The sequence below is a fragment of the Atlantibacter hermannii genome, from assembly GCF_009907385.1.
Classification (GTDB): domain Bacteria; phylum Pseudomonadota; class Gammaproteobacteria; order Enterobacterales; family Enterobacteriaceae; genus Atlantibacter; species Atlantibacter hermannii_A.
On sequence record NZ_JAAATR010000056.1, the window covers coordinates 119,054 to 138,265 of the forward strand.

Below are 19,212 nucleotides of genomic sequence, written 5' to 3' on the forward strand. Positions count from 1 at the left end.
GCCCATCGCAGCCATACCTAACGATTCATTCAGTCCCACCCTGAAAAAATAATCCCGGGCTCCCGGACATACCGTTCTCGCAAGCTCAACAACCTCACCGAAAAGAGCTTTGCATGAAGGGTGCGTATAGCGCGGCAAATCGCCCGTACATCCCCGGCAAAAGTTCGGACCAGACTGGCAATCGCCCATTGATTCTCCGTGACGTTAGCTTCATCTGGCTGTGTGCCGATATCCAGACGTTCAAATGCGGCCACGACCAGCAAGTCACCTTCAAGTTTTGCCTGCTCACATCAATCTTCAACAGAAAATGCGTCACCTGTCTGGTCTGTCATCATGGTCAGTTCCTCAATAATGAAAAAGGAACCCGCTACCCATAAGGCGCTGGTTTCCTGTGCCATTACATTTATCCTTAATCGTAGATTCCATTTCTGGAGATCTATTTGCAATAGTATATAAAAAATCCAGGCTATAGGTCATAATCAAATATAGCCTGGAAAAGTAATTAATTGACAACGATAGTTGGGTCAAGACGGCCATAACCAACCAATACTTGCCGTTGCCCCATTGCATCAAGTTTATAAATAGCAAAATTAATAGTGAAATTTTCTGAACCAGATTTAGAAATAGAGGAACTAAATTGGCTAAATGTCACTTCCTTATATTTCGCTGGCAAACCGTCAGCGGAATTGACATCAGGGATAACTGCCTCCTTTCGGACAAAGATATTTTGCCGAAACGGATTAAATACCTGTTCCCCACTGACATGTTCAATTTTATATATAATAGCCGCATCATCCGAGTTGGCATATACAGACATACCTGTAAACGCGACTGAGTCGTTAACATTAGCTTTAAATTTTAGATTCGCAGTCCCTTGACCAGAAATAACTCCGCGACATTCTGATACAGTCAATTGGATCAAACTTGCATCATTAATCCAGGTTGGATTGTTTTTATCCTGACTTAATGCCGAATATTTACTTCTGATACGATCAGTATCAATTAATGCATGCACATAAATAAACATATTACTTGCATTATCAATGCTTTTATCTTCAGTGTCCATTTTTATTTCCTTTATTCATAAATCATCAGATTAAAAATAAGCATTATTAAAACAAACAGCAACGAGCCCTTTAAATAAAGGCAACCTCCTCTTATATTCAGGATTTAAAAAACCTGACTCAGGTGAAACCGACAAAATAAAGCTAAACTTTTTTTAATGCTATTATAGTGATCCAGCTATCAATACCTATATAAAGTTTAGTGATGCTCGTACAACCTGCTCTCAGTTACATTCAAGACCGCCATAACAACACAACAAATATATAAAAAATTTATTCCTCCAAAGAAAAGTATTATCCATCCTTTATTTTATATACAATCCAATATAAAAATAGAATTGATTGACGATATCAAGCATAAACAAAAAAGGCCCGATACCATCCTGGTTACTGGCCTCTGAACTTGTACTACGGGTTCATCGTTAATATCGCTTCTCCGGGCCAGGACCATCGGGCCGACGTGTAGTTTCCTGGAGGATCACGCCTTGCAACTTCGCATCAGGTAAGGAGCGAGATGCCAGACTGCCGGTTATCCGCCAGTGACGCTGGCGGAAGCGCGATGCAGCGCGCAATATCGCCCCGCCCTGCCTTTGAAACGCCTGCCGGAGAAGAGGAAGGTTATAAAGGTCGCTGTTAACCCGGCTGACGCTGGAATTCAATCTGCACCTTTTCCTGCGCTCCAGCGAGCCGCGCGGGAGAGAGTAGCAAAGCGGCTGTGCAGATATATCGGGATGGCCATATATTCACATCACTTAAATAAAAACAAAATATATTTTCAAAATAAATGAAACAAAACTCACACACATTTGACAGGCGTCATAAAACAGGACGGGGAGTCGTTTTTAAATAGTCCATCCTTTGTCAGTGGCGTTATTTCTTTTTCCGGTTATGCGCAGATAAGGTTGTCAGATATACAGATGACGGGATATTTGGCCGGGGCTGGCGGACAGCCTTTGAAACCCGCGTCGTCAGGGAGGCTGAATATACCTGCTTTTATGATGAAGGCGGACGCGAACTCCGTTTTATCTGCCCGGAACCGGGAGAGGCAGGTTTCAGTCCTGATGAAGGAATATTGTTTGCGCAGAATGAACAGGGGCTGATCGTTATTGGTAATCTGGATGGTTCAGTGTGGCGACTCTATGTTCCACATCCGTCTAAGCCGGAACATCTGCGGCTGCTGATGCTGTCCGATGAATACGGTAATGGATTGCAACTCCATTATGACCAACAGGATCGTCTGCACGCCATTACGGATACCGAAGAAAGCCTGCGGCTGGTACTGCATTACCAGAACCTGCAATTCCCGCTGCGTCCGACCCGGATCACTGAACAGACTGCCTCCGCTGACAGCCACACCGGTGAACCCGTACAGCGCCTGCTGATGCGCTACGACTATACCTCACAGGGGCATCTCTGCCGCGTAACGGATGCAGACGGGGTGTGTCTGCGCGAGTTTGATTATACAGCTGAAACGCTGATGAGCGGGCACCGGATGCCGGGCGGCGCATATTATCGCTACCAGTGGCAACCCTTCAGCGATGGCTGGCGGGTTGTGGGGTATGACGCCACCAGTGGCGAAAATGCCCGGATTGACTATGACATGGCGCAGCGTGTGACCACTGTGACGCACGGCGGAGGGCAGACTCACCGGCACGAGTGGAATGACCGTTATCTGGTGGAAAAATATACCGATGAAGCCGGACAACGCTGGTGCTATGAATGGAATGATAACGATCTTCTGTCCCGTACTGTTGATCCCGCCGGGGCCGCCAGAGAATATCACTATGATAACGCAGGTAATCTGACGACAGAAACCGACCCCCTGGGGCGAACGGTATGCACCCGCTGGCTCGAAGACCGGGCGCTGCCTGCACAGGTCACCGGGCCTGACGGGAGCACGCATCAGTATTTTTATGATGAGCATTATGGACTGCGCGCGGAAATTGATGCGCTGGGCCAGTGCTGTTACTACCAGCGCGATGCCTGGGGACAGGTGGCGGCATTTACGGATGAGAAAGGCGGTGTGCAGCGGTTTACTTATAATGCGCGCGGGCAAGTCAGCAGTGCGCAGGACTGTTCAGGTAAAACGACGCAGTACCGCTTTGATGAGGCTTACCGCCTGGCGGAAGAAACAGACGCCGCAGGGGAAAGTACGCATTATGAATACAGTCTGGCCGGACGACTGGTGAGGGTACTCCGCGCTGAAGGCCTGGTGACCAGCCTGAGCTGGACGCCACAGGGGCAACCGGAAAGTTACCGGGAGGGATTCAACAATCCGGTTCGCTGGCAGTATGACCGTTGCGGACGTCTGAGCGTGGTGACCGATCCGCTGGGCCATACTGTCCGGCGTGAATACGATGAGCGTAACAGGCTGACACGACTGTATAACGAAAATGGCGAAATGTACCGGTTTGTCCGGGGCGTGAATGATCGTCTGTACGAAGAGCACGGGCTGGATGGCGTCATCACCCGTTATGAATACGATGAATGCGATCGGGTTATCAGCAAAACCCGGGCGGCCGGAACACCGGATGCACTGATGCATGCCTGGCAGTATGATCCGGCGGGGAATGTGGTGGAAAAACGCACGCCGGACGGGCGCACGACATACCATTATTCTGCCGCAGGCAATCTGACCGGGGCGCTGTTTTATCCGGCAGGCCACGATGAGCGCGGCGAGGCCCTGCCGTCGCAAAAAATAAAACTGGATTATGACCGGCTGGGGCGACTGACGGCAGAAGAAAACGCGACAGGGCGGGTAAGCTACGAACTGGATGCGCTGGGCAACCGCACCGCGGTGCGGCTCCCGGATGGCCGCCATCTGAAGACGCTGTACTATGGCAGCGGACACGCCCTGAACATCCGCCTGGATGACAGACTCATCACTGAATTCAGCCGTGATAACCTGCACCGGGAAATCAGCCGCACGCAGGGGGCGAGCCTGACGATGCGCACCCGGTATGACAGACCGGGGCGACCGGAACGCCGGGAAATTTACCGCCGGGAAGACCCGATGCGCCCGGCAGAAGCGTGGCACTGGCAGTACGATACCCGCCATAACCTGCTGAGTGAAACGCAAATCTGCGATTACCGCTATCAGGGTTACAGCTATGATGAGGCAGACCATCTTCTGCGCCAGGACACCAGTTTTCGGGGGAGCAGTTACTGGCAGTATGACCCGGCGGGGAATCCGCTGGAGGCATCACAGTCAGGGCAGCCGCTGAAGCATAATCGGCAGCATCAGCTCCGGCAGAAAGCCTGCGCTTATGATGTTTATGGTCGTCTGATCCAGAAGCCGGGGCCGGGCGGGATATGGCATTACCGATACGACAGTGAACACCGGATGACGGAAGCGGTGATGGAAGCGCCCACAGCGACGGGAACGGGCAGCACGCGGCATGAAGTGTATTTCAGCTATGATCCGCTGGGAAGGCGAACGGAAAAACGCAGCCTGGTGAAGGTGTATGAGAAGGGAGAGGGTTGTGTAAAGGAAACGCAGCAGATAACGCGGTTTGTGTGGGAAGGGCTGCGGCTGCTGGCGGAGGAGCGGAACGGATTGCCGCTGGTGTATGTGTATGAAAATGCAGGCAGCTATACGCCGCTGGCGAGGATATATGGCAGTGGAGAGACGCAGCGTGTGGATTATTACCGTTGCGGGCAGAACGGGATGCCACAGGCGCTGACGGATGAAGAGGGGCAACTGCACTGGCGTCTGGAAGCGGACGCATGGGGAGAAACGCAGGCGGAATATGCCGATGAAAGTGGCCACCGATGGATCAAAGAGTGGAGCCATGCCCCGGAGGAGAACCTGCGGTTTGCAGGACAGTATCTGGACAGGGAAACAGGGCTTCACTACAATACTTTCAGGTATTATGCGCCTGATATGGGAAGGTTTATCACACCGGACCCGATTGGGCTGGCGGGGGGACTGAACTTATATGCTTATGCGCTTAATCCATTAAGTTGGATAGATCCACTCGGTCTGACCGCATGTGGGCCAAATAAGAAAACTACATACGAGGGTTTCAGTCGAAGAGATGCATTTAGGCAAGCTAAGCGCGATGCTGGAATACCAATGAGCCAGCAACCTAAGGCAATTACAAGACCTGAATTATTAGATGGTAGTGGCAAAGTTATTATTGGTAAAAACGGCCAGCCAATAAAAACAAGACAATATGAATTTATTGATGGCAATGGTAAATCTGTTTTTATACAGGAACATAGTTTAGGTCACACCAAAGCTACTCCAGGGCATGGAGCAGAGCCACACTTTAATGTTCGGCCACCTGAAAATCTGAATACGGGTAGTGTGCCCGGAACTCATGGTCATTATAATTTTTAGAGGGTATATGAATATCATTGATATTATTCATCCTAATCCATTTTTACATTCACTGTTTCCTCAAGGATTGGCTGAAGATGTTTTGATCGGGAATATAGAATTTGATTCTGGAGGACACTCCTGGATAACAATTCACACTAATCAACAAAATCACTCAAGTGTGAAGAAGTGGGGTGTTTATGGAAAAGATTACAATACAATCGCAATAAAATTGTCAATATGCAATCTAACTAAATTCTCACTTTCCGGGTGGTTTTCCGCTAATTATTTTCCTGTTGAGATAACAAAAGGAAACGATAATAAATATATCTTTCGGCAGAAAAGTAAGGATTTTTACATAGAGATAGAAGCTGAATATTTCTCTTTTCATAGTTGTAGTACGTATTTAAACTCTGAAAATTAGTCTTATTTCCAAACAAAAACCGGGAAAACCTCAAATCTTCCCGGCTTGTTTTTATTTATCCAACTTTTTTCAGCACATCAGCCATCCCGCTTTTAATCCCCTTCACCATCTGTCGCACCTGATAAAGCTGCTCGCGCAGCTCCTGCACCTCGTCGCCGTCGGCGATTAGCACGATACACCCCTCCGAAATCTTCACGGTAACACCCCGTCCGGTGTCAAAACCCGCCTCAGCCAGCCAGTCGCCCTTGAGGTGCTGGCTGGGGAGCGGTGAATAATACCGGGCTATACCGGTTGCGCAATCTTTGCACTTCTCTGCTTTTCAACTAAACCCTACTTTCACCATCATAAAGGAACGCTGATGAAATCCACCCGCCCACGCTTTCTTAACGCAGGCATCATGCTGCTGGCATTACTGCTGATTTTCACCGCTTTCTACACCGAGCGCCGGCTCACCTGGCTGCTCGAAGTGATGCCGCTTTTTGTCATCGCGCCCATCCTCTGGGTCACCGCCAGACGCTACCCGCTCACGCCCCTGCTCTATTCACTTATTTTTATCGGCTGCGTTTCTCTGATCGTCGGCGGGATGTATTCCTACGCCCGCGTTCCCGTCGGTTTTTATCTTCAGGAGTGGCTGGGCGTCGATCGCAATCCCTATGACCGTATCGGTCACGTACTTCAGGGGCTGGTTGTATCGCTGTCGGCGCGGGAAGTTTTGCTGCGCGGCGACTATCGGCTCGGCGCTAAGATGCTGGGCTTTGTGGTGTGCAGCGTCACGCTTGCCATCAGCGCGTTTTACGAGCTGATTGAATGGTGGGTCGCGCTGATCCTCGGCAAGGACGCGGATGATTTCCTCGGCACCCAGGGCGATGAATGGGACACCCAGGCCGATATGCTGTGCGCTCTGCTGGGTGCAATGATCTCGGTGTTCATCCTTGGCCGCTGGCATTCTCGCCAGATTGAACAGCTAATCTAATGCCCCGCGCTATGATTCTTCCCTGACCTTTATGCGATCCCACGCCATCGAGCAGCGATCGTAAGGATCTGTCTGCCCTCCAGCCAGTCAAATCAATAATTGCAATCCCGCTCACAAAATCACCAGGTTAATTATCGATCAACATCACATTAATAATTCTTTAACATATCTACCATTGGTATTACCACTTAAGACCACCGGTAAAATCATATGGATATCAAACGCGAAAAGACGGAAAACAGCAGCGGCCATGACCGCGTCGTTAAATTTTTGCGCGAGCAACTGTTAAGCGGCGCGCTGAGCGCGGGCGACAGCCTGCTCCCGGAGCGTGAACTGTCTGCCCGCTTAGGCGTCAGCCGTCCTGTGCTGCGGGAAGCGCTCAGAGCGCTGGCGATGATTGGTGCCGTAGAGATCCGCCACGGTATCGGCACGGTGGTAACAAAACCCGACGTGTCGATTTTCGGTGAATTCTTCACCTTCGTGCTGGCCCACCAGCCGAATGTGGTGGATGACGTGATGCAGGCGCGTATCGCCATTGAACGCCAGGCCGTGCGCCTCGCCTGCCGCCGGGCAACGCAAAGTGATTACGATCGTCTGGCCGCCTGCCTGCGCGACATCAGCGATACCATCCATGAGCCGGAATTAGGCGGGCGAGCCGACTTTCGTTTTCACGAAACCATCGTCAACGCATCGGGCTCGCCAACGCTTATCAACATCTATCAGTCGATCGGCGTGCTGATGCAGCGCTCCCACCTCGACAGACGTGAACAGATTATTCAGGTGGAAGGCATTGAAGCGTTCCTCATCGATCACCACCGCGCCATTTTTGCCGCCATCGTCGAACGAGACGAAGACAAAGCCGATGACTTACTGAGCCGCCATTTTGAAATTGGCGCCGATTTTCGTCGTCGCGCCACCATTCGCATGGTGGGTTCTCAACCTTTTGCTGACTAAACCCCCTTACTAAGGAAAAGCAGATGCAGATCGTAATTGGCAGTGACCACGCAGGTTTTCACCTTAAGCAGGAGCTCATCCAGTGGCTTGAGCAAGCGGGCCATCAGATTGACGATGTGGGGAGCTATGACCCTGAGCCTGTTGATTTTCCCGATATCACTTTCGCGGTGTGCAACAAGGTGCGCGAAGGCAACGGTCTGCGCGGGATCCTGGTGTGCGGCACCGGCGTGGGCGCGGTGATTGCCGCCAACAAAGTTAAAGGCATCCGCGCGGCGGTGGGTCATGACGTGCATTCGGCCCATCAGTCCGTTGAGCACGATGACGTCAATGTGCTGTGTATCGGCGCGCAAATCGTTGGCCCCTGGCTGGCGCGCGATCTGATTGACGCCTTTTTGCAGGCAACCTTTGTTCAGGATGCCGACTTCATCCGCCGCGTCGAGAAACTGGCGCAGCTCGAACAGCACAACTAACGGCAAGGAGACTCCTGATGAAAACAGAGACTTCCGGCATCGTCGGTTTTCTTGGCCTGGGTGTGATGGGGCGTGAGATGGCGCGCAATCTCGCTCAGGCGGGCTATACCGTGCGCGCGTTCGATATCGTCAGCGGCGCAGGCGATGCGTTGCGCCAGTTCGGCGTCGACATCGTTAACGATATTCCCTCCGCAGTCAGCGAGGCCGATATCGTGATTTCCATGCTGCCGGACACCCCGCAGGTTGAGGAAATCGTGCGCGGTCCGCAAGGGCTGCTCGCTGTTCCGCCGCGCGGAAAACTGTACGTGGATATGAGCACCATCGCGCCGGAAGCCACGCGCAAGCTGAGCCAGGAGCTGGCGGCTGCGGGCGTGACCATGCTGGATGCGCCGGTTTCCGGCGGGCCGATGGGCGCCAAAAACGGCACCCTGACCATCATGGTGGGCGGTGAAGCCAGCGGCTTTGAGCAGGCAACGCCGTATCTGCGCGCCATGGGCACCACGCTAAATCACGTTGGCGCATCCGGTGCCGGGCAAACCGTCAAGCTGTGTAACCAGCTGATTTGCGGGATCAATATTCAGGCGATTTGCGAAGCGCTGGCGCTGGCGCGCGCCTGGGATATCAATTTGCCGCAAATGCGTGAAGTGCTGCTGGGCGGATCCGCCGCCTCCTGGATGCTCGACAAGCTGGGCCCCGCCATGATCGAAGGCGATGACTCCGCCGGCTTTCGCATTGATTTGATGATGAAAGATCTGCGTCTGGTTCTGGAAGCGGCGCAGAAACATCCGGTGCCCCTTCCGGCTACCGCCCTTGTCGCCACCCAATACCAGAATGCGCAGGCTTACGGAGAAGGAGCCAACGGCAACCAGGCGCTTTTCAGAGTCTATGACCGATTAACCGGCCAGCAGACCGCAAAAACCAATTAACCGGGGCAAAAGCCATGATGCTCGATTTCACAGCAATACTTTCACAATGGCAGCTGTTACTGGACGGTGCAACGTTAACCGCCCAACTGGCCATCGTGACGACGGTGACGGGTTTTCTTATCGGCACGCTCTGCGCCGTTGCCCGGCGCTCTCACTCCAAAGTGTTTGCGAGAATCGCGGCAATCTATGTCGAATCCATCCGCAACACGCCGTTTCTGGTGCAGATCTTTCTGGTGTACTTCGGCCTTTCCAGCCTGGGATTTTCATTTACCGCCTTCACCGTCTCGGTGATTGCGTTGACGATTAACGTGGGTGCCTACACCGCCGAAATCATGCGCGCCGGATTTGAATCGGTGCATAAGGGCCAGTGGGAAGCCGCAGAAACGCTGGGGTTAACTAAATGGCAGCAGTACTGGCATGTCGCGCTTCGGCCTGCGATCGAACGCGTTTATCCGTCGCTGACCAGCCAGTTTATTTTGCTGATGCTGGCCTCCTCGGTGACGTCGCAGATCTCTACCGAAGAACTGACCGCGACCGCCAACTTTATTCAGTCAGAAACCTACCGCCCGTTTGAAACGTTCGTGATTGTGGCGGGCATTTACATCGCAATCTCGCTGTTAATGCGCCTGATCTTCTGGCTGTTCGGGCTGGCCATTTTCCCTCGCCGTCGCCGGCTTGGCACCATGATTTAGGGAGGCACGACGATGAATATTTCTCTCAATTTCGCCCACGTTCAGTTTCTGCTGGAAGGCGCAGTCTGGACCGCCATCCTGTCGCTGATGGCTTTCGGCGGCGGTGGATTAGTGGGCTTCCTGCTGGCGCTTGGCCGCATTGCGCCGGTGCGTATCGTCCGTCTGGTTGTGGCGACCTGGGTGCAGTTAATTCAGGGCACGCCGCTGCTGATCATCATGTTTATGGTCTATTTCGGGCTGCCGCAACTGGGCTTTTCCATTTCGCCCCTGCTGGCCGCTGGCGTGTCGCTGACCATTTACGCCAGCGCCTACCTCGGCGAAATCTGGCGCGGCTGTATTCAGGCGGTTCCGCGCGCGCAGTGGGAGGCGGCTGAATGTCTGGCGCTCTCCCGCGTGCAACGCATGTTTAAAGTCATCCTTCCGCAGGCCATTAAGCTGGCCACGCCGCCCACGGTGGGGTTTTCGGTGCAGATCATCAAGAACACGTCTCTGGCCTCGGTGGTGGGGTTTGTCGAACTGGCGCGTGCCGGGCAGCTGATCAACAACTCTATTTTTGAGCCATTCATTATCTATCTGATTGTTGCCACCGTGTATTTTTGCCTTTGTTTCCCGGTATCGGTGCTAAGCCGCCGTCTTGAACAGGCCGCGCCCGAGAAGAAAAACAAGCTTCTACCCACCGTAAGTCCACGCATCAATTAAGTGCTGAAGGTTAATATTATGTCCATCATTACCCTGAAAAATGTGCAAAAAAGCTTTGGCCATAACCCCGTACTGAAAGACGTCTCTTTTTCAGTGAATCAGGGGCAGGTCGTGGCACTGATTGGCGCCAGCGGTTCCGGCAAAAGTACTGCACTGCGCTGTATTGATCGGCTGGAAACCATCAATAGCGGCAGCATTGAGGTCTGTGGACACAAAGTGGAAGATCCCCACGTCGACCTGCGCAAGCTGCGTCAGGATGTCGGGATCGTGTTCCAGAGTTACAACCTGTTTCCCCATCTGACGATTGAACAGAACATCACCTTAGGCCCGGTATCCGTCAAGAAAATGGCGAAGGCGGAAGCCCGACGACTGGCGCTGTCCGTGCTGGAGCAGGTGGGTCTGGCGGATAAAGCCGACAGCTACCCCGAGCAGCTTTCCGGCGGGCAGCAGCAGCGCGCGGCCATCGCGCGTTCACTGGCGATGAAACCCAAAGTGATGTTGTTTGATGAAGTCACCTCGGCATTAGATCCCAAACTCACCGGCGAAGTGCTGCGCGTCATCGAACGCCTGGCGGGAAGCGGCATGACCATGATCATGGTGACCCATGAAATGAACTTCGCCCGTAAGGTCGCCGATAAAATTATTTTTATGCACCAGGGAACCGTCCACGAAAGCGGCACGGTCGAGATCCTGAAAACGCCTGCCACAGCGGCATTACAGGAATTTATTTCCAACGATTTGTGAGTCACTCAACCCTACAAAATCCCCATGAAGGAGAATAATAATGAGCCCTGCAAAACACATCTTAATGCTCGCCACCCTGCTGTCTGCCGTTGTCACGCTCCCCGCGTCGGCCAATGCCTTAGAGGAGATTCAAAAACGGGGCGAGATCCGCGTCGCCACCGATCTCTCTATTCCCCCTTCCGGGATGCTGGATGCGTCGATGAAACCGGTTGGCTCCGACGTTGAAACCGCCGAGCTGTTGGCTAAAGACTGGGGGCTGAAGCTGAAGTTCATTGAGACCACCGGCGCGACGCGTATTCCTAATCTGCAAACCGGCAAGGCGGACATCGTGATCTCCACGCTCTCCGTCACGCCGCAGCGTGCGCAGGTGATCGACTTTAGCCGCGCCTATGCGGGCTTACGCTCGGTGATTGGCGCGCCTGCGGCCACCAAAATCAGCGACTGGGCCGATCTGAAAGGCCATGCCATTACCGTGACCCGGGGCACCACGCAGGACTCCATGTTGACCAAAGACGCCGCGAAAAATGGCGTGACGATTCAACGTTATGATGACGATGCCACCATGGTCACGGCGGCCGTGAGCGGTCAGGCGTACGCGGTCGCGACGTCAGCCACCCTGGTTAATCAGATCAACAAGCAAAACCCGAAGCTGGCATTTGAACCGAAAATGACGCTAACCGTGTTTGATTTAGCCATTGGCCTGAAGAAGAATGAGCCAGAGTTGAAAGCAAAACTCGACGAATGGATTGCGGCTAACCTTAAAAATGGAAAACTGAATGCCATTTATGAGAAATATCACGGCGAACCGATTCCCGCAGAGATCCTTAATCGCCCCTGATGTCGCGTAATAGCTAACGTTTCTGGCGTGACGTCAACGTCACGCCTTTTCCCCTGCTCTTTTCAGCGTTGTTTTTCTTCGCTTTCAGTCGGATAGTATGCCCTTTCCCCTGAGTGAAGGATCGCTAATGAATTCTGCCCGTCCTCTCTGTTTGCCCGTCGGCATACTGCTGCTGGCCGCATTGCTTATTGTCACCGGCGTTGCCACCGCCAGCAAACTCACCTGGCTAATGGAAGTGCTCCCGGTGCTGATTGTGGTGCCGATCCTCTGGGCCACCGCCCGGCGCTATCCGCTGACGCCCCTGCTGTATGTGCTGATCTTTTTCCACGCCATTATTTTGATCGTCGGTGGGATGTACTCGTATGCCAAAGTTCCCCTCGGATTTGAGGTGCAGGAGTGGCTGAACCTCAGCCGCAATCCTTACGATAAACTCGGCCACCTGTTCCAGGGTTTAGTCCCGGCGCTGGCGGCGCGGGAAGTGCTGATTCGCGGCGGCTATATCAACGGGCGCAAAATGCTGGGCTTCCTGGTGTGTTGTATCGCGCTGGCGATCAGCGCCTTTTATGAGCTGATTGAGTGGTGGGTGGCGCTGATTCTGGGCCAGGGCGCGGATGAGTTCCTCGGTACCCAGGGCGACCCGTGGGATACGCAATCCGACATGCTGTGCGCCCTGCTGGGTTCGATGATTTCAGTGTTTATTCTCGGCCCGTGGCATTCGCGGCAGATTGAAAAACGGTAACGACAACCCGCCGTCCGGCGGGTTCTTTCCTTAAAAGACCCGGACTCAGGTCTCCAGCCAGGTATCCCACGCCGGGGCGGCAGTGATCCGCTCCACCATAAAGTCGATAAAGCTGCGTATTTTAGGGTCCTGGTGATAGCCGGGATGGTACAGCGCATACAGGCTGTATTCATGCTCTTTGACCTCATGATCCAGCAGCACCGGCACCAGCTCGCCGCGGGCGATGTAATCCCCCAGCAGATAGGTCGGCAGGCTGACAATCCCCTGATGATGCAGCGCGGCATTCAACAGTCCCAGCGTACTGTTGACCTCAATAATGTTATTCACCTTCAACGCGCGCGGTTGATGCTGCTCGTCGATGTAATACCAGTTATCCGAGACGTTCGGATTAATTAAACAATCGTGCTGTTCCAGGTCAGCCAGCGACTGTGGAATACCCCGCCGTTCAAAATAGGTTTTGCTGCCGCAGTACACCCAGTTAATTTTACAAATTTCCCGCAAGGCGAAATTATTCGGCGGTCGCGCGGTAATGCGCAAAGCAATATCAAAATTCTCTTCGTTAAGATTTACGTTCCGATCGTTGAGATCCACCGACAGCCGCACGTCCGGGTACGACTCCCGGTATTCGCTGTACAGCCGCATCAGATGCGACACGCCAAACGCGATGGAACAGGTGATCCTGAGCTGGCCTTGCGGATGTTGATGATAGCTGGAGGTGTTGAGCAGCGAATCATCCAGATCGCCCAGCAGACGCTGGGCGCGGACCAGCAAATATTTCCCCGGCTCGGTGAGGATAAACGTCCGGGTAGTTCTTTTTAACAGCACGACCCCGAGGCTCTCTTCCAGCTGTGAAATACTGCGGCTCACGGACGACGGCGTCAGGCTCAGTTTTTGCGCGGCGACGGAGAAGCTGTTGCATTCAACCACCCTGATAAAGATTTCCAGCTGGCGAAATATCGCGTGGTTATCAATTTTTGCCTTAAATGGCATAAAAACCTTATTCATCACTCTCCCCCGCCCTGACGACACCCGTTCAACAGCATATCGCGCCGTGACGTAAACAGCGACCCTCATCAACTTTTGCGTTTTACGCACAAGTCTTGTTGATAGTTAGCACCGTCGACGCCTTTTTGTTTCGCTGTTGATTACGTACCATGCTATTGCAGTCAGAAAATGAATGAACTGAATAATAATTATCACCGCCGTTGCAGTCATGCCTCACCATTATTTTAATAAATTGCGACAGGAAAATATTATGAATGACATTTCTCCCTCCGTACCTCGCTCTGAAAAGCTTTATCAGTCGATTCCGTTTACCCGGTATGATGCCGGATGGGTCGTATTGTGTATTGGCATGGCGATCGGCTCCGGCATTGTCTTTATGCCGGTGCAAATCGGCATAAAAGGTATTTGGGTATTTATCGCCTCGGTGATCATTGCCTATCCCGCCATCTATTTATTACAAAGCTTATATTTAAAAACCCTCTCGGAAAGTGAAAACTGTGAGGATTACTCTAATGTGATTACCCAGTATCTTGGAAAAAACTGGGGATTCTGTCTGGGCATCGCCTATTTTTTAATGCTGCTGCACGGTATGTTTTCCTATTCGCTGGCGGTCACCTTCGATAGCGCATCTTATATTCAAACCTTTGGATTAACAGAAGGATTATTATCGGATTCAGTATGGTACGGGCTGGTGATTCTGGTGGTGCTGGTCAGTATCGCCTCACAGGGCGAACGGTTGCTGTTTAAAGTCTCCGGCCCGATGGTCTGCGTGAAGTTCGGTATTATCGTGGCGCTGGGGCTGGTGATGGTCCCGCACTGGAATGTAAATAATATCAGCGCGTTTCCACCGATGGGATCTTTTCTGCGCGACGTGTTTCTGACATTGCCGTTTACCCTGTTTTCTATTCTGTTTGTGCAGATCCTCAGCCCAATGAATATCGCCTACCGCAAAGTGGAGCCGGACCGACGTATCGCTACGTACCGCGCCATTCGCGCTAATCGGGTGGCCTATATCATCCTGGCGGTAGCGGTTCTCTTCTTCGCCTTTTCGTTTACCTTCGCGATTAGCCATGAGCAAGCGGTCTCCGCATTCGAACAGAATATTTCCGCGCTGGCGATCGCCGCCCAGGTGATCCCCGGCTCGGTGGTAAAAATCATGAGCGCCCTGTTAAATATCTTCGCGATATTAACGGCGTTCCTCGGGATTTATCTGGGTTTTCAGGAAGCCATTAAAGGGATTGTAGTGAATATTATCAGCCGCTTTATTCCTGAAGAGAAAATCAATCACCAGACGCTCAACCTGGCTATCCACGCTGGCGTGGTGCTCGGGCTGTGGGCGTGGATTTCCACCCGCTTTTCGATTCTGTTTTTTATGCAGCTCGGCAGCCCGTTATTCGGGTTAGTCTCCTGCTTAATTCCCTGTTATTTAGTTTATAAAGTCAAAACGCTGCATCAGTTTAAAGGTCCGGGCGTTTGGTTCATCACCTTTTTTGGCATCTTGCTATGCCTGTCTCCTTTCTTTAAGTTTTTCGAATAACGCTGGTTAAAGAGGTACCTGATGAGTAAACAATCCCAGCCGAATTTCCGTATCGGCACGCGCATCACCCAGATTGGCCGAAATCCGGCAGAGCAGAAAGGCTTCGTGAACAGCCCGGTGTATCGCGGCTCGACGGTGATTTTCCCCACCGTCAGCGATATTGAAAACAACCGCGCCGAGTTTAATTACGGCACCATGGGCACGCCCACCATCGCCAACCTGGAGAATGCGTGGAGCGAACTGGCGGGCGCGGCGGGAACCGTGCTGTCGCCTTCCGGTCTCGGCGCTATCGCCCTGGCGCTGCTCACCACCCTGAAAGCGGGCGATCATCTGCTGATGCCGGACAGCGTGTATAAACCCACGCGCCTGTTTTGCGCGGGTTTGCTGGCGAAAATGGGCATTGAAACCGAGTATTACGACCCGCTGATCGGCGCGGGAATTGCGGCGCTGATCCGCCCCAATACCACCACGCTGTTCCTGGAATCCCCCGGCTCCCAGAGCTTTGAGATCCAGGACGTGCCCGCCATGACGGCACAGGCCAACGCGCGCGGGATCGCCACCATTATTGATAATACCTGGGCAACGCCGGTGTTTTTCCGCGCCCACGAACACGGCTGTGATTTATCGGTAGAGGCCGGGACCAAATATCTCGGCGGCCACTCGGATCTGCTGATGGGCGTAGTTTCGGCTAACGAAGCCTGGTGGCCGGCACTGCGCAAAACCTACGATCTGATGGCGATGCTGCCCGGCGCGGAAGACTGTTTCCTGGCGCTGCGCGGCATGCGCACCATGTATCTGCGGCTCAAAGAGGCGGAAAAACGCGGGCTGGAGATGGCGCAATGGCTGCAATCCCGCCCGGAAGTGCTGAAAGTGCTGCATCCGGCATTCCCGGATTGCCCCGGCCACGAACTCTGGAAGCGCGATTTTACCGGCTCATCCGGGCTGTTCTCAATCATTCTGAAACCGGAATACAGCAAAGCCAGCGTCGATCACATGCTGGATAACATGGCGATTTTCGCGATGGGCTACTCCTGGGGCGGCTTTGAGAGCCTGATTATTCCGTTTAACTGCGCGGAATACCGCACCGTAACCACCTGGCAACCCGGCGGCAGAGCGCTGCGTCTGCAAATCGGCCTGGAAGATATGGACGATTTAAAAGCCGACCTGGCCGCCGGGCTGGAACGGTTAAAAATGTTCGTCTGAGGTCAACGGCAGTCGGGCTGGCGCTGTAGCAGCGACGGCCAGACTGCCGCCCAGTCCGATCCATGTGCCATCCCCTGCACCGATTCGATACGCACGCACCGTCCGCCCGCCGCCTGCTGAAAACGCCGCGCCGCTGCGGGCGGCACGGTGGTATCGGCGCTACCGGTAAAATGGATCTGCGGCAGGTTCGCCAGTTGAGGGGCGACGTCGATAGCGCTTAACGCCTGGGGCATCGCAGAGACATTATGCGTGGCGTTAACGTAAGCCACATCCAGATTGCCCGCCACGGTGCGCAGCGAGCGCACGTCATCGCGCCGTGCGGCAATCAGCGCCGCGATAGCGCCCCCGCCGGAGTAACCCACCAGCTCAATGCGCGCGTCTGGCAAGGCGCTCAGCGCCTGGTTTAGCGCCTCATTCATCGCCTGCACCACCTGGGACGAAAAACGGTTATCGGTCCACCACGTCGCGCCACAGTTGGCCGGCAGCGGTGGGCCGATAAACTGGCAGGGCCGAGCCAGATACACCACGTTGGCTGAAGTATCCGCCGCTGCCAGCATTAAGCCGGTGGGCTGGCGCGGCGTGGGGTCGTCAGAGGGGCGCGTGCGGCTCCTCCAGGCGAAGCCGTCGCCCTCGATATACACCCGCACTGGCTGCTCGGGCGCTGTAATGCGCAGCCAAACCCGCAATTCGAAGGGCGACGTTTGTAAATTCTGACTGTTCAGACCAGCTTTTTTTGCCAGCCGCGCCGCGCGTTCCCTGCTGTCACCGTTTACACATCCAGCCAATAAAAATATCAACGTTATCAATAAATAATAACGTGGCGTTAACAAACTCAGCGACATACGGGCATCCCGACTAAGTGAAATATCATTTCAAAATTTAATTTAAGTCTTATTTTCGTGCGGTGACAGTTAAGAAATTGTGATTGATCTTGTCATGTAAATCGATATTCTGCCGATAAATAAAATCGGATAATTCCTGAATTATTTATACCTGCTTTTTTCGATAACAATTAGACATCGCAACGGACATTATGAAAAAAAATCATTTTAGCCAGCGTGGCGCTATGCTGGTGGCATTGACGACTGCACCAGGGCTTTTTGCGCCTGCCGCGTACGCCGACCTGGGAAATATTATTGACGACCATTATTACAGTAACGTCACGATTAATACGACTTATCCTGACTTCACCGTAACGACTCAGGGCCGGGTACAACCTTCCTCAGGCTCGGCGGTGAAAGTCGGCCCGGCAGGCGGCGTCGATCTGTTCACTAACGAGGGCTGGATCTACAGCCAGAATGGTCACGGTATCCAGAACGAAGGCCATATCGGCACGCTGGAAAACACTAACTTTATTAACTCGCAGAATAACGCCAATTTGTCTGCCTACAATGGCTTATATCTCGGTGCCGAAAGCCAGACCGACCATATCGTCAATAAAGGCTCTATTAGCGCCAGCGTAAGCTACGACATGAATAATCCTGTCGTGGTTAATAACGCCGCGATTTATAACCGAGGCAACGTCGGTTCGCTGACGAATGCGCAAAATGGATGGATCAACGGTAACAGCGCGCTGCAAAATAGCGGCGTCATCGATTTGTTGCAGAATGACGGCAACATGGAAAGTTATCCGATCGGTATTATTTCTTCCGATATCAATGCCACGCTCATTAATAACAGCACGATTATTAATAAAGGCACGATCAATACCTTAAATAACACCGGTTCGATTACCAGCTATAACTATTACGACAGTTCCAACTCAACGGCTATTCGTAACTCCGGCACTATTACCGCCCTGAATAACTACGGCACCATTAGCGGCAGTAAAACGGCAATCGATTCTGTTGGCACCCTCACGGATCTTCATAACGAAGGCGTGATTAAAGGTGATATTTACGTAGCGGGTAATGCGCCACTGAATATCACTGGCGGCAGCGGCACCCAGGGTAAGTTCACTGGCGCAGCCCCTACGCCCATCTTTAGCGTATTCGCTATGGGCCCTGCCCCGATCATTGAAGATACCATCGGCACGCTGAGCGCGGGCGGCGACATCAATTTTAATGTGGGTTCTGTCCTGCTGAACGACAATGTGATCACCGGTGGCACGGTGTATAACAACGCGTCCAAAATTCAGGTGAACGCCCCTGTCGCGATTAACGGCAACTATCACCAGAAAAGCGATGCCACGCTGATTATCGGCGTGGCCGACAACGCGGTAGCCAACGGCGACGCGCAGGACAGCGGCTATGGCCGGTTGAACGTAACCGGTTCAGCGATTGTTGACGCGGGTTCGCGCGTTAACCTGGTGCAAAAAGAGAACAGCTATTCCTTTGCACGCGGCCAGCGTTACGTCGTAATTGACGCTGATGCCAGCGGCACAGAGTACAACGCCAGCCAACTGAAATACAAAGTGTCTGGCTATGAAGGCGCCGTCTCCGGTAAAACCCTGCTTGACGGTTCCCGCAGCGCGCTGGTTGTCAGCCTGATGGACGCGCCGGTTGAGCCGGAAGTCCCGGTTATTCCTGAAGTTCCTGTTATTCCTGAAGTCCCGGTGACGCCTGAAGTTCCGGTGACGCCTGAAGTCCCGGTCACCCCTGAAGTCCCGGTGACGCCTGAAGTC

18 protein-coding genes are annotated in these 19,212 nt (G+C 53.1%); 14 read left to right on the forward strand and 4 right to left on the reverse strand.

The annotated features are described in order from the left end of the window. Positions 1 to 502 precede the first annotated feature (502 nt). Positions 503 to 1,066, reverse strand: coding sequence for an inclusion body family protein (locus GV764_RS15350; RefSeq protein WP_161660887.1), 564 nt, complete (start codon positions 1,064 to 1,066; stop codon positions 503 to 505). Positions 1,067 to 2,136: 1,070 nt separating this feature from the next. On the opposite strand from GV764_RS15350, the gene GV764_RS15355 reads away from it, so the two are divergent. Beyond that, a complete protein-coding gene (locus tag GV764_RS15355; RefSeq protein WP_161660888.1) occupies positions 2,137 to 5,406 on the forward strand; it encodes an RHS repeat-associated core domain-containing protein in 3,270 nt (1,089 codons plus the stop codon). A gap of 7 nt (positions 5,407 to 5,413) precedes the next feature. Next, positions 5,414 to 5,809: a hypothetical protein gene (locus GV764_RS15360; protein WP_161660889.1), complete on the forward strand. Its 396-nt coding sequence runs from the start codon at positions 5,414 to 5,416 to the stop codon at positions 5,807 to 5,809. Positions 5,810 to 5,864: 55 nt separating this feature from the next. Here the strand turns inward: GV764_RS15360 and GV764_RS15365 are convergent, their stop codons facing one another. After that, on the reverse strand, positions 5,865 to 6,095 hold the full coding sequence (locus GV764_RS15365) for a SymE family type I addiction module toxin (protein WP_161660908.1): 231 nt from the start codon (positions 6,093 to 6,095) through the stop codon (positions 5,865 to 5,867). Between the two features lie 72 nt (positions 6,096 to 6,167). Between GV764_RS15365 and GV764_RS15370 the strand changes: the two genes are divergently transcribed. The 9 genes from GV764_RS15370 (at position 6,168) to GV764_RS15410 (ending at position 12,844) form a co-directional block, all read left to right on the forward strand. Next, complete coding sequence (locus tag GV764_RS15370; protein ID WP_161660890.1) at positions 6,168 to 6,782, forward strand: DUF2238 domain-containing protein; 615 nt, start codon at positions 6,168 to 6,170, stop codon at positions 6,780 to 6,782. Positions 6,783 to 6,992: 210 nt separating this feature from the next. Then, positions 6,993 to 7,736: a FadR/GntR family transcriptional regulator gene (locus tag GV764_RS15375; protein ID WP_161660891.1), complete on the forward strand. Its 744-nt coding sequence runs from the start codon at positions 6,993 to 6,995 to the stop codon at positions 7,734 to 7,736. Between the two features lie 23 nt (positions 7,737 to 7,759). Continuing rightward, positions 7,760 to 8,206, forward strand: a complete 447-nt coding sequence (gene rpiB / locus GV764_RS15380) for a ribose 5-phosphate isomerase B (RefSeq protein ID WP_161660892.1) — start codon at positions 7,760 to 7,762, stop codon at positions 8,204 to 8,206. A gap of 17 nt (positions 8,207 to 8,223) precedes the next feature. Continuing rightward, on the forward strand, positions 8,224 to 9,132 hold the full coding sequence (locus GV764_RS15385; RefSeq protein ID WP_161660893.1) for an NAD(P)-dependent oxidoreductase: 909 nt from the start codon (positions 8,224 to 8,226) through the stop codon (positions 9,130 to 9,132). A gap of 14 nt (positions 9,133 to 9,146) precedes the next feature. After that, complete coding sequence (locus GV764_RS15390) at positions 9,147 to 9,824, forward strand: amino acid ABC transporter permease (protein WP_125293677.1); 678 nt, start codon at positions 9,147 to 9,149, stop codon at positions 9,822 to 9,824. 12 nt (positions 9,825 to 9,836) lie between these two features. Next, positions 9,837 to 10,523, forward strand: coding sequence for an amino acid ABC transporter permease (locus tag GV764_RS15395; protein ID WP_161660894.1), 687 nt, complete (start codon positions 9,837 to 9,839; stop codon positions 10,521 to 10,523). An 18-nt stretch (positions 10,524 to 10,541) separates the two neighbouring features. Further along, positions 10,542 to 11,267: an amino acid ABC transporter ATP-binding protein gene (locus GV764_RS15400; protein ID WP_161660895.1), complete on the forward strand. Its 726-nt coding sequence runs from the start codon at positions 10,542 to 10,544 to the stop codon at positions 11,265 to 11,267. 40 nt (positions 11,268 to 11,307) lie between these two features. Next, complete coding sequence (locus GV764_RS15405; protein WP_161660896.1) at positions 11,308 to 12,105, forward strand: transporter substrate-binding domain-containing protein; 798 nt, start codon at positions 11,308 to 11,310, stop codon at positions 12,103 to 12,105. Between the two features lie 127 nt (positions 12,106 to 12,232). Beyond that, on the forward strand, positions 12,233 to 12,844 hold the full coding sequence (locus GV764_RS15410) for a DUF2238 domain-containing protein (RefSeq protein WP_201743213.1): 612 nt from the start codon (positions 12,233 to 12,235) through the stop codon (positions 12,842 to 12,844). Positions 12,845 to 12,889: 45 nt separating this feature from the next. Here the strand turns inward: GV764_RS15410 and GV764_RS15415 are convergent, their stop codons facing one another. After that, positions 12,890 to 13,849 carry a LysR family transcriptional regulator gene (locus GV764_RS15415; RefSeq protein WP_161660898.1) on the reverse strand — a complete coding sequence of 320 codons (960 nt, stop codon included), beginning with the start codon at positions 13,847 to 13,849 and terminating at the stop codon, positions 12,890 to 12,892. A gap of 250 nt (positions 13,850 to 14,099) precedes the next feature. Here GV764_RS15415 and GV764_RS15420 point away from each other — a divergent pair, with 250 nt between their 5' ends. Further along, positions 14,100 to 15,386: an amino acid permease gene (locus GV764_RS15420; RefSeq protein WP_161660899.1), complete on the forward strand. Its 1,287-nt coding sequence runs from the start codon at positions 14,100 to 14,102 to the stop codon at positions 15,384 to 15,386. A gap of 21 nt (positions 15,387 to 15,407) precedes the next feature. After that, positions 15,408 to 16,589, forward strand: coding sequence for a cystathionine beta-lyase (gene metC / locus GV764_RS15425; protein WP_161660900.1), 1,182 nt, complete (start codon positions 15,408 to 15,410; stop codon positions 16,587 to 16,589). A 2-nt stretch (positions 16,590 to 16,591) separates the two neighbouring features. Here metC and GV764_RS15430 read toward each other — a convergent pair whose 3' ends face one another. Then, on the reverse strand, positions 16,592 to 17,236 hold the full coding sequence (locus GV764_RS15430; RefSeq protein WP_328515173.1) for an alpha/beta hydrolase: 645 nt from the start codon (positions 17,234 to 17,236) through the stop codon (positions 16,592 to 16,594). Between the two features lie 386 nt (positions 17,237 to 17,622). Here GV764_RS15430 and GV764_RS22115 point away from each other — a divergent pair. After that, positions 17,623 to 19,212, forward strand: a 1,590-nt coding sequence (locus tag GV764_RS22115) for an autotransporter outer membrane beta-barrel domain-containing protein (protein WP_476561221.1), incomplete at its 3' end; no start/stop codon positions are given.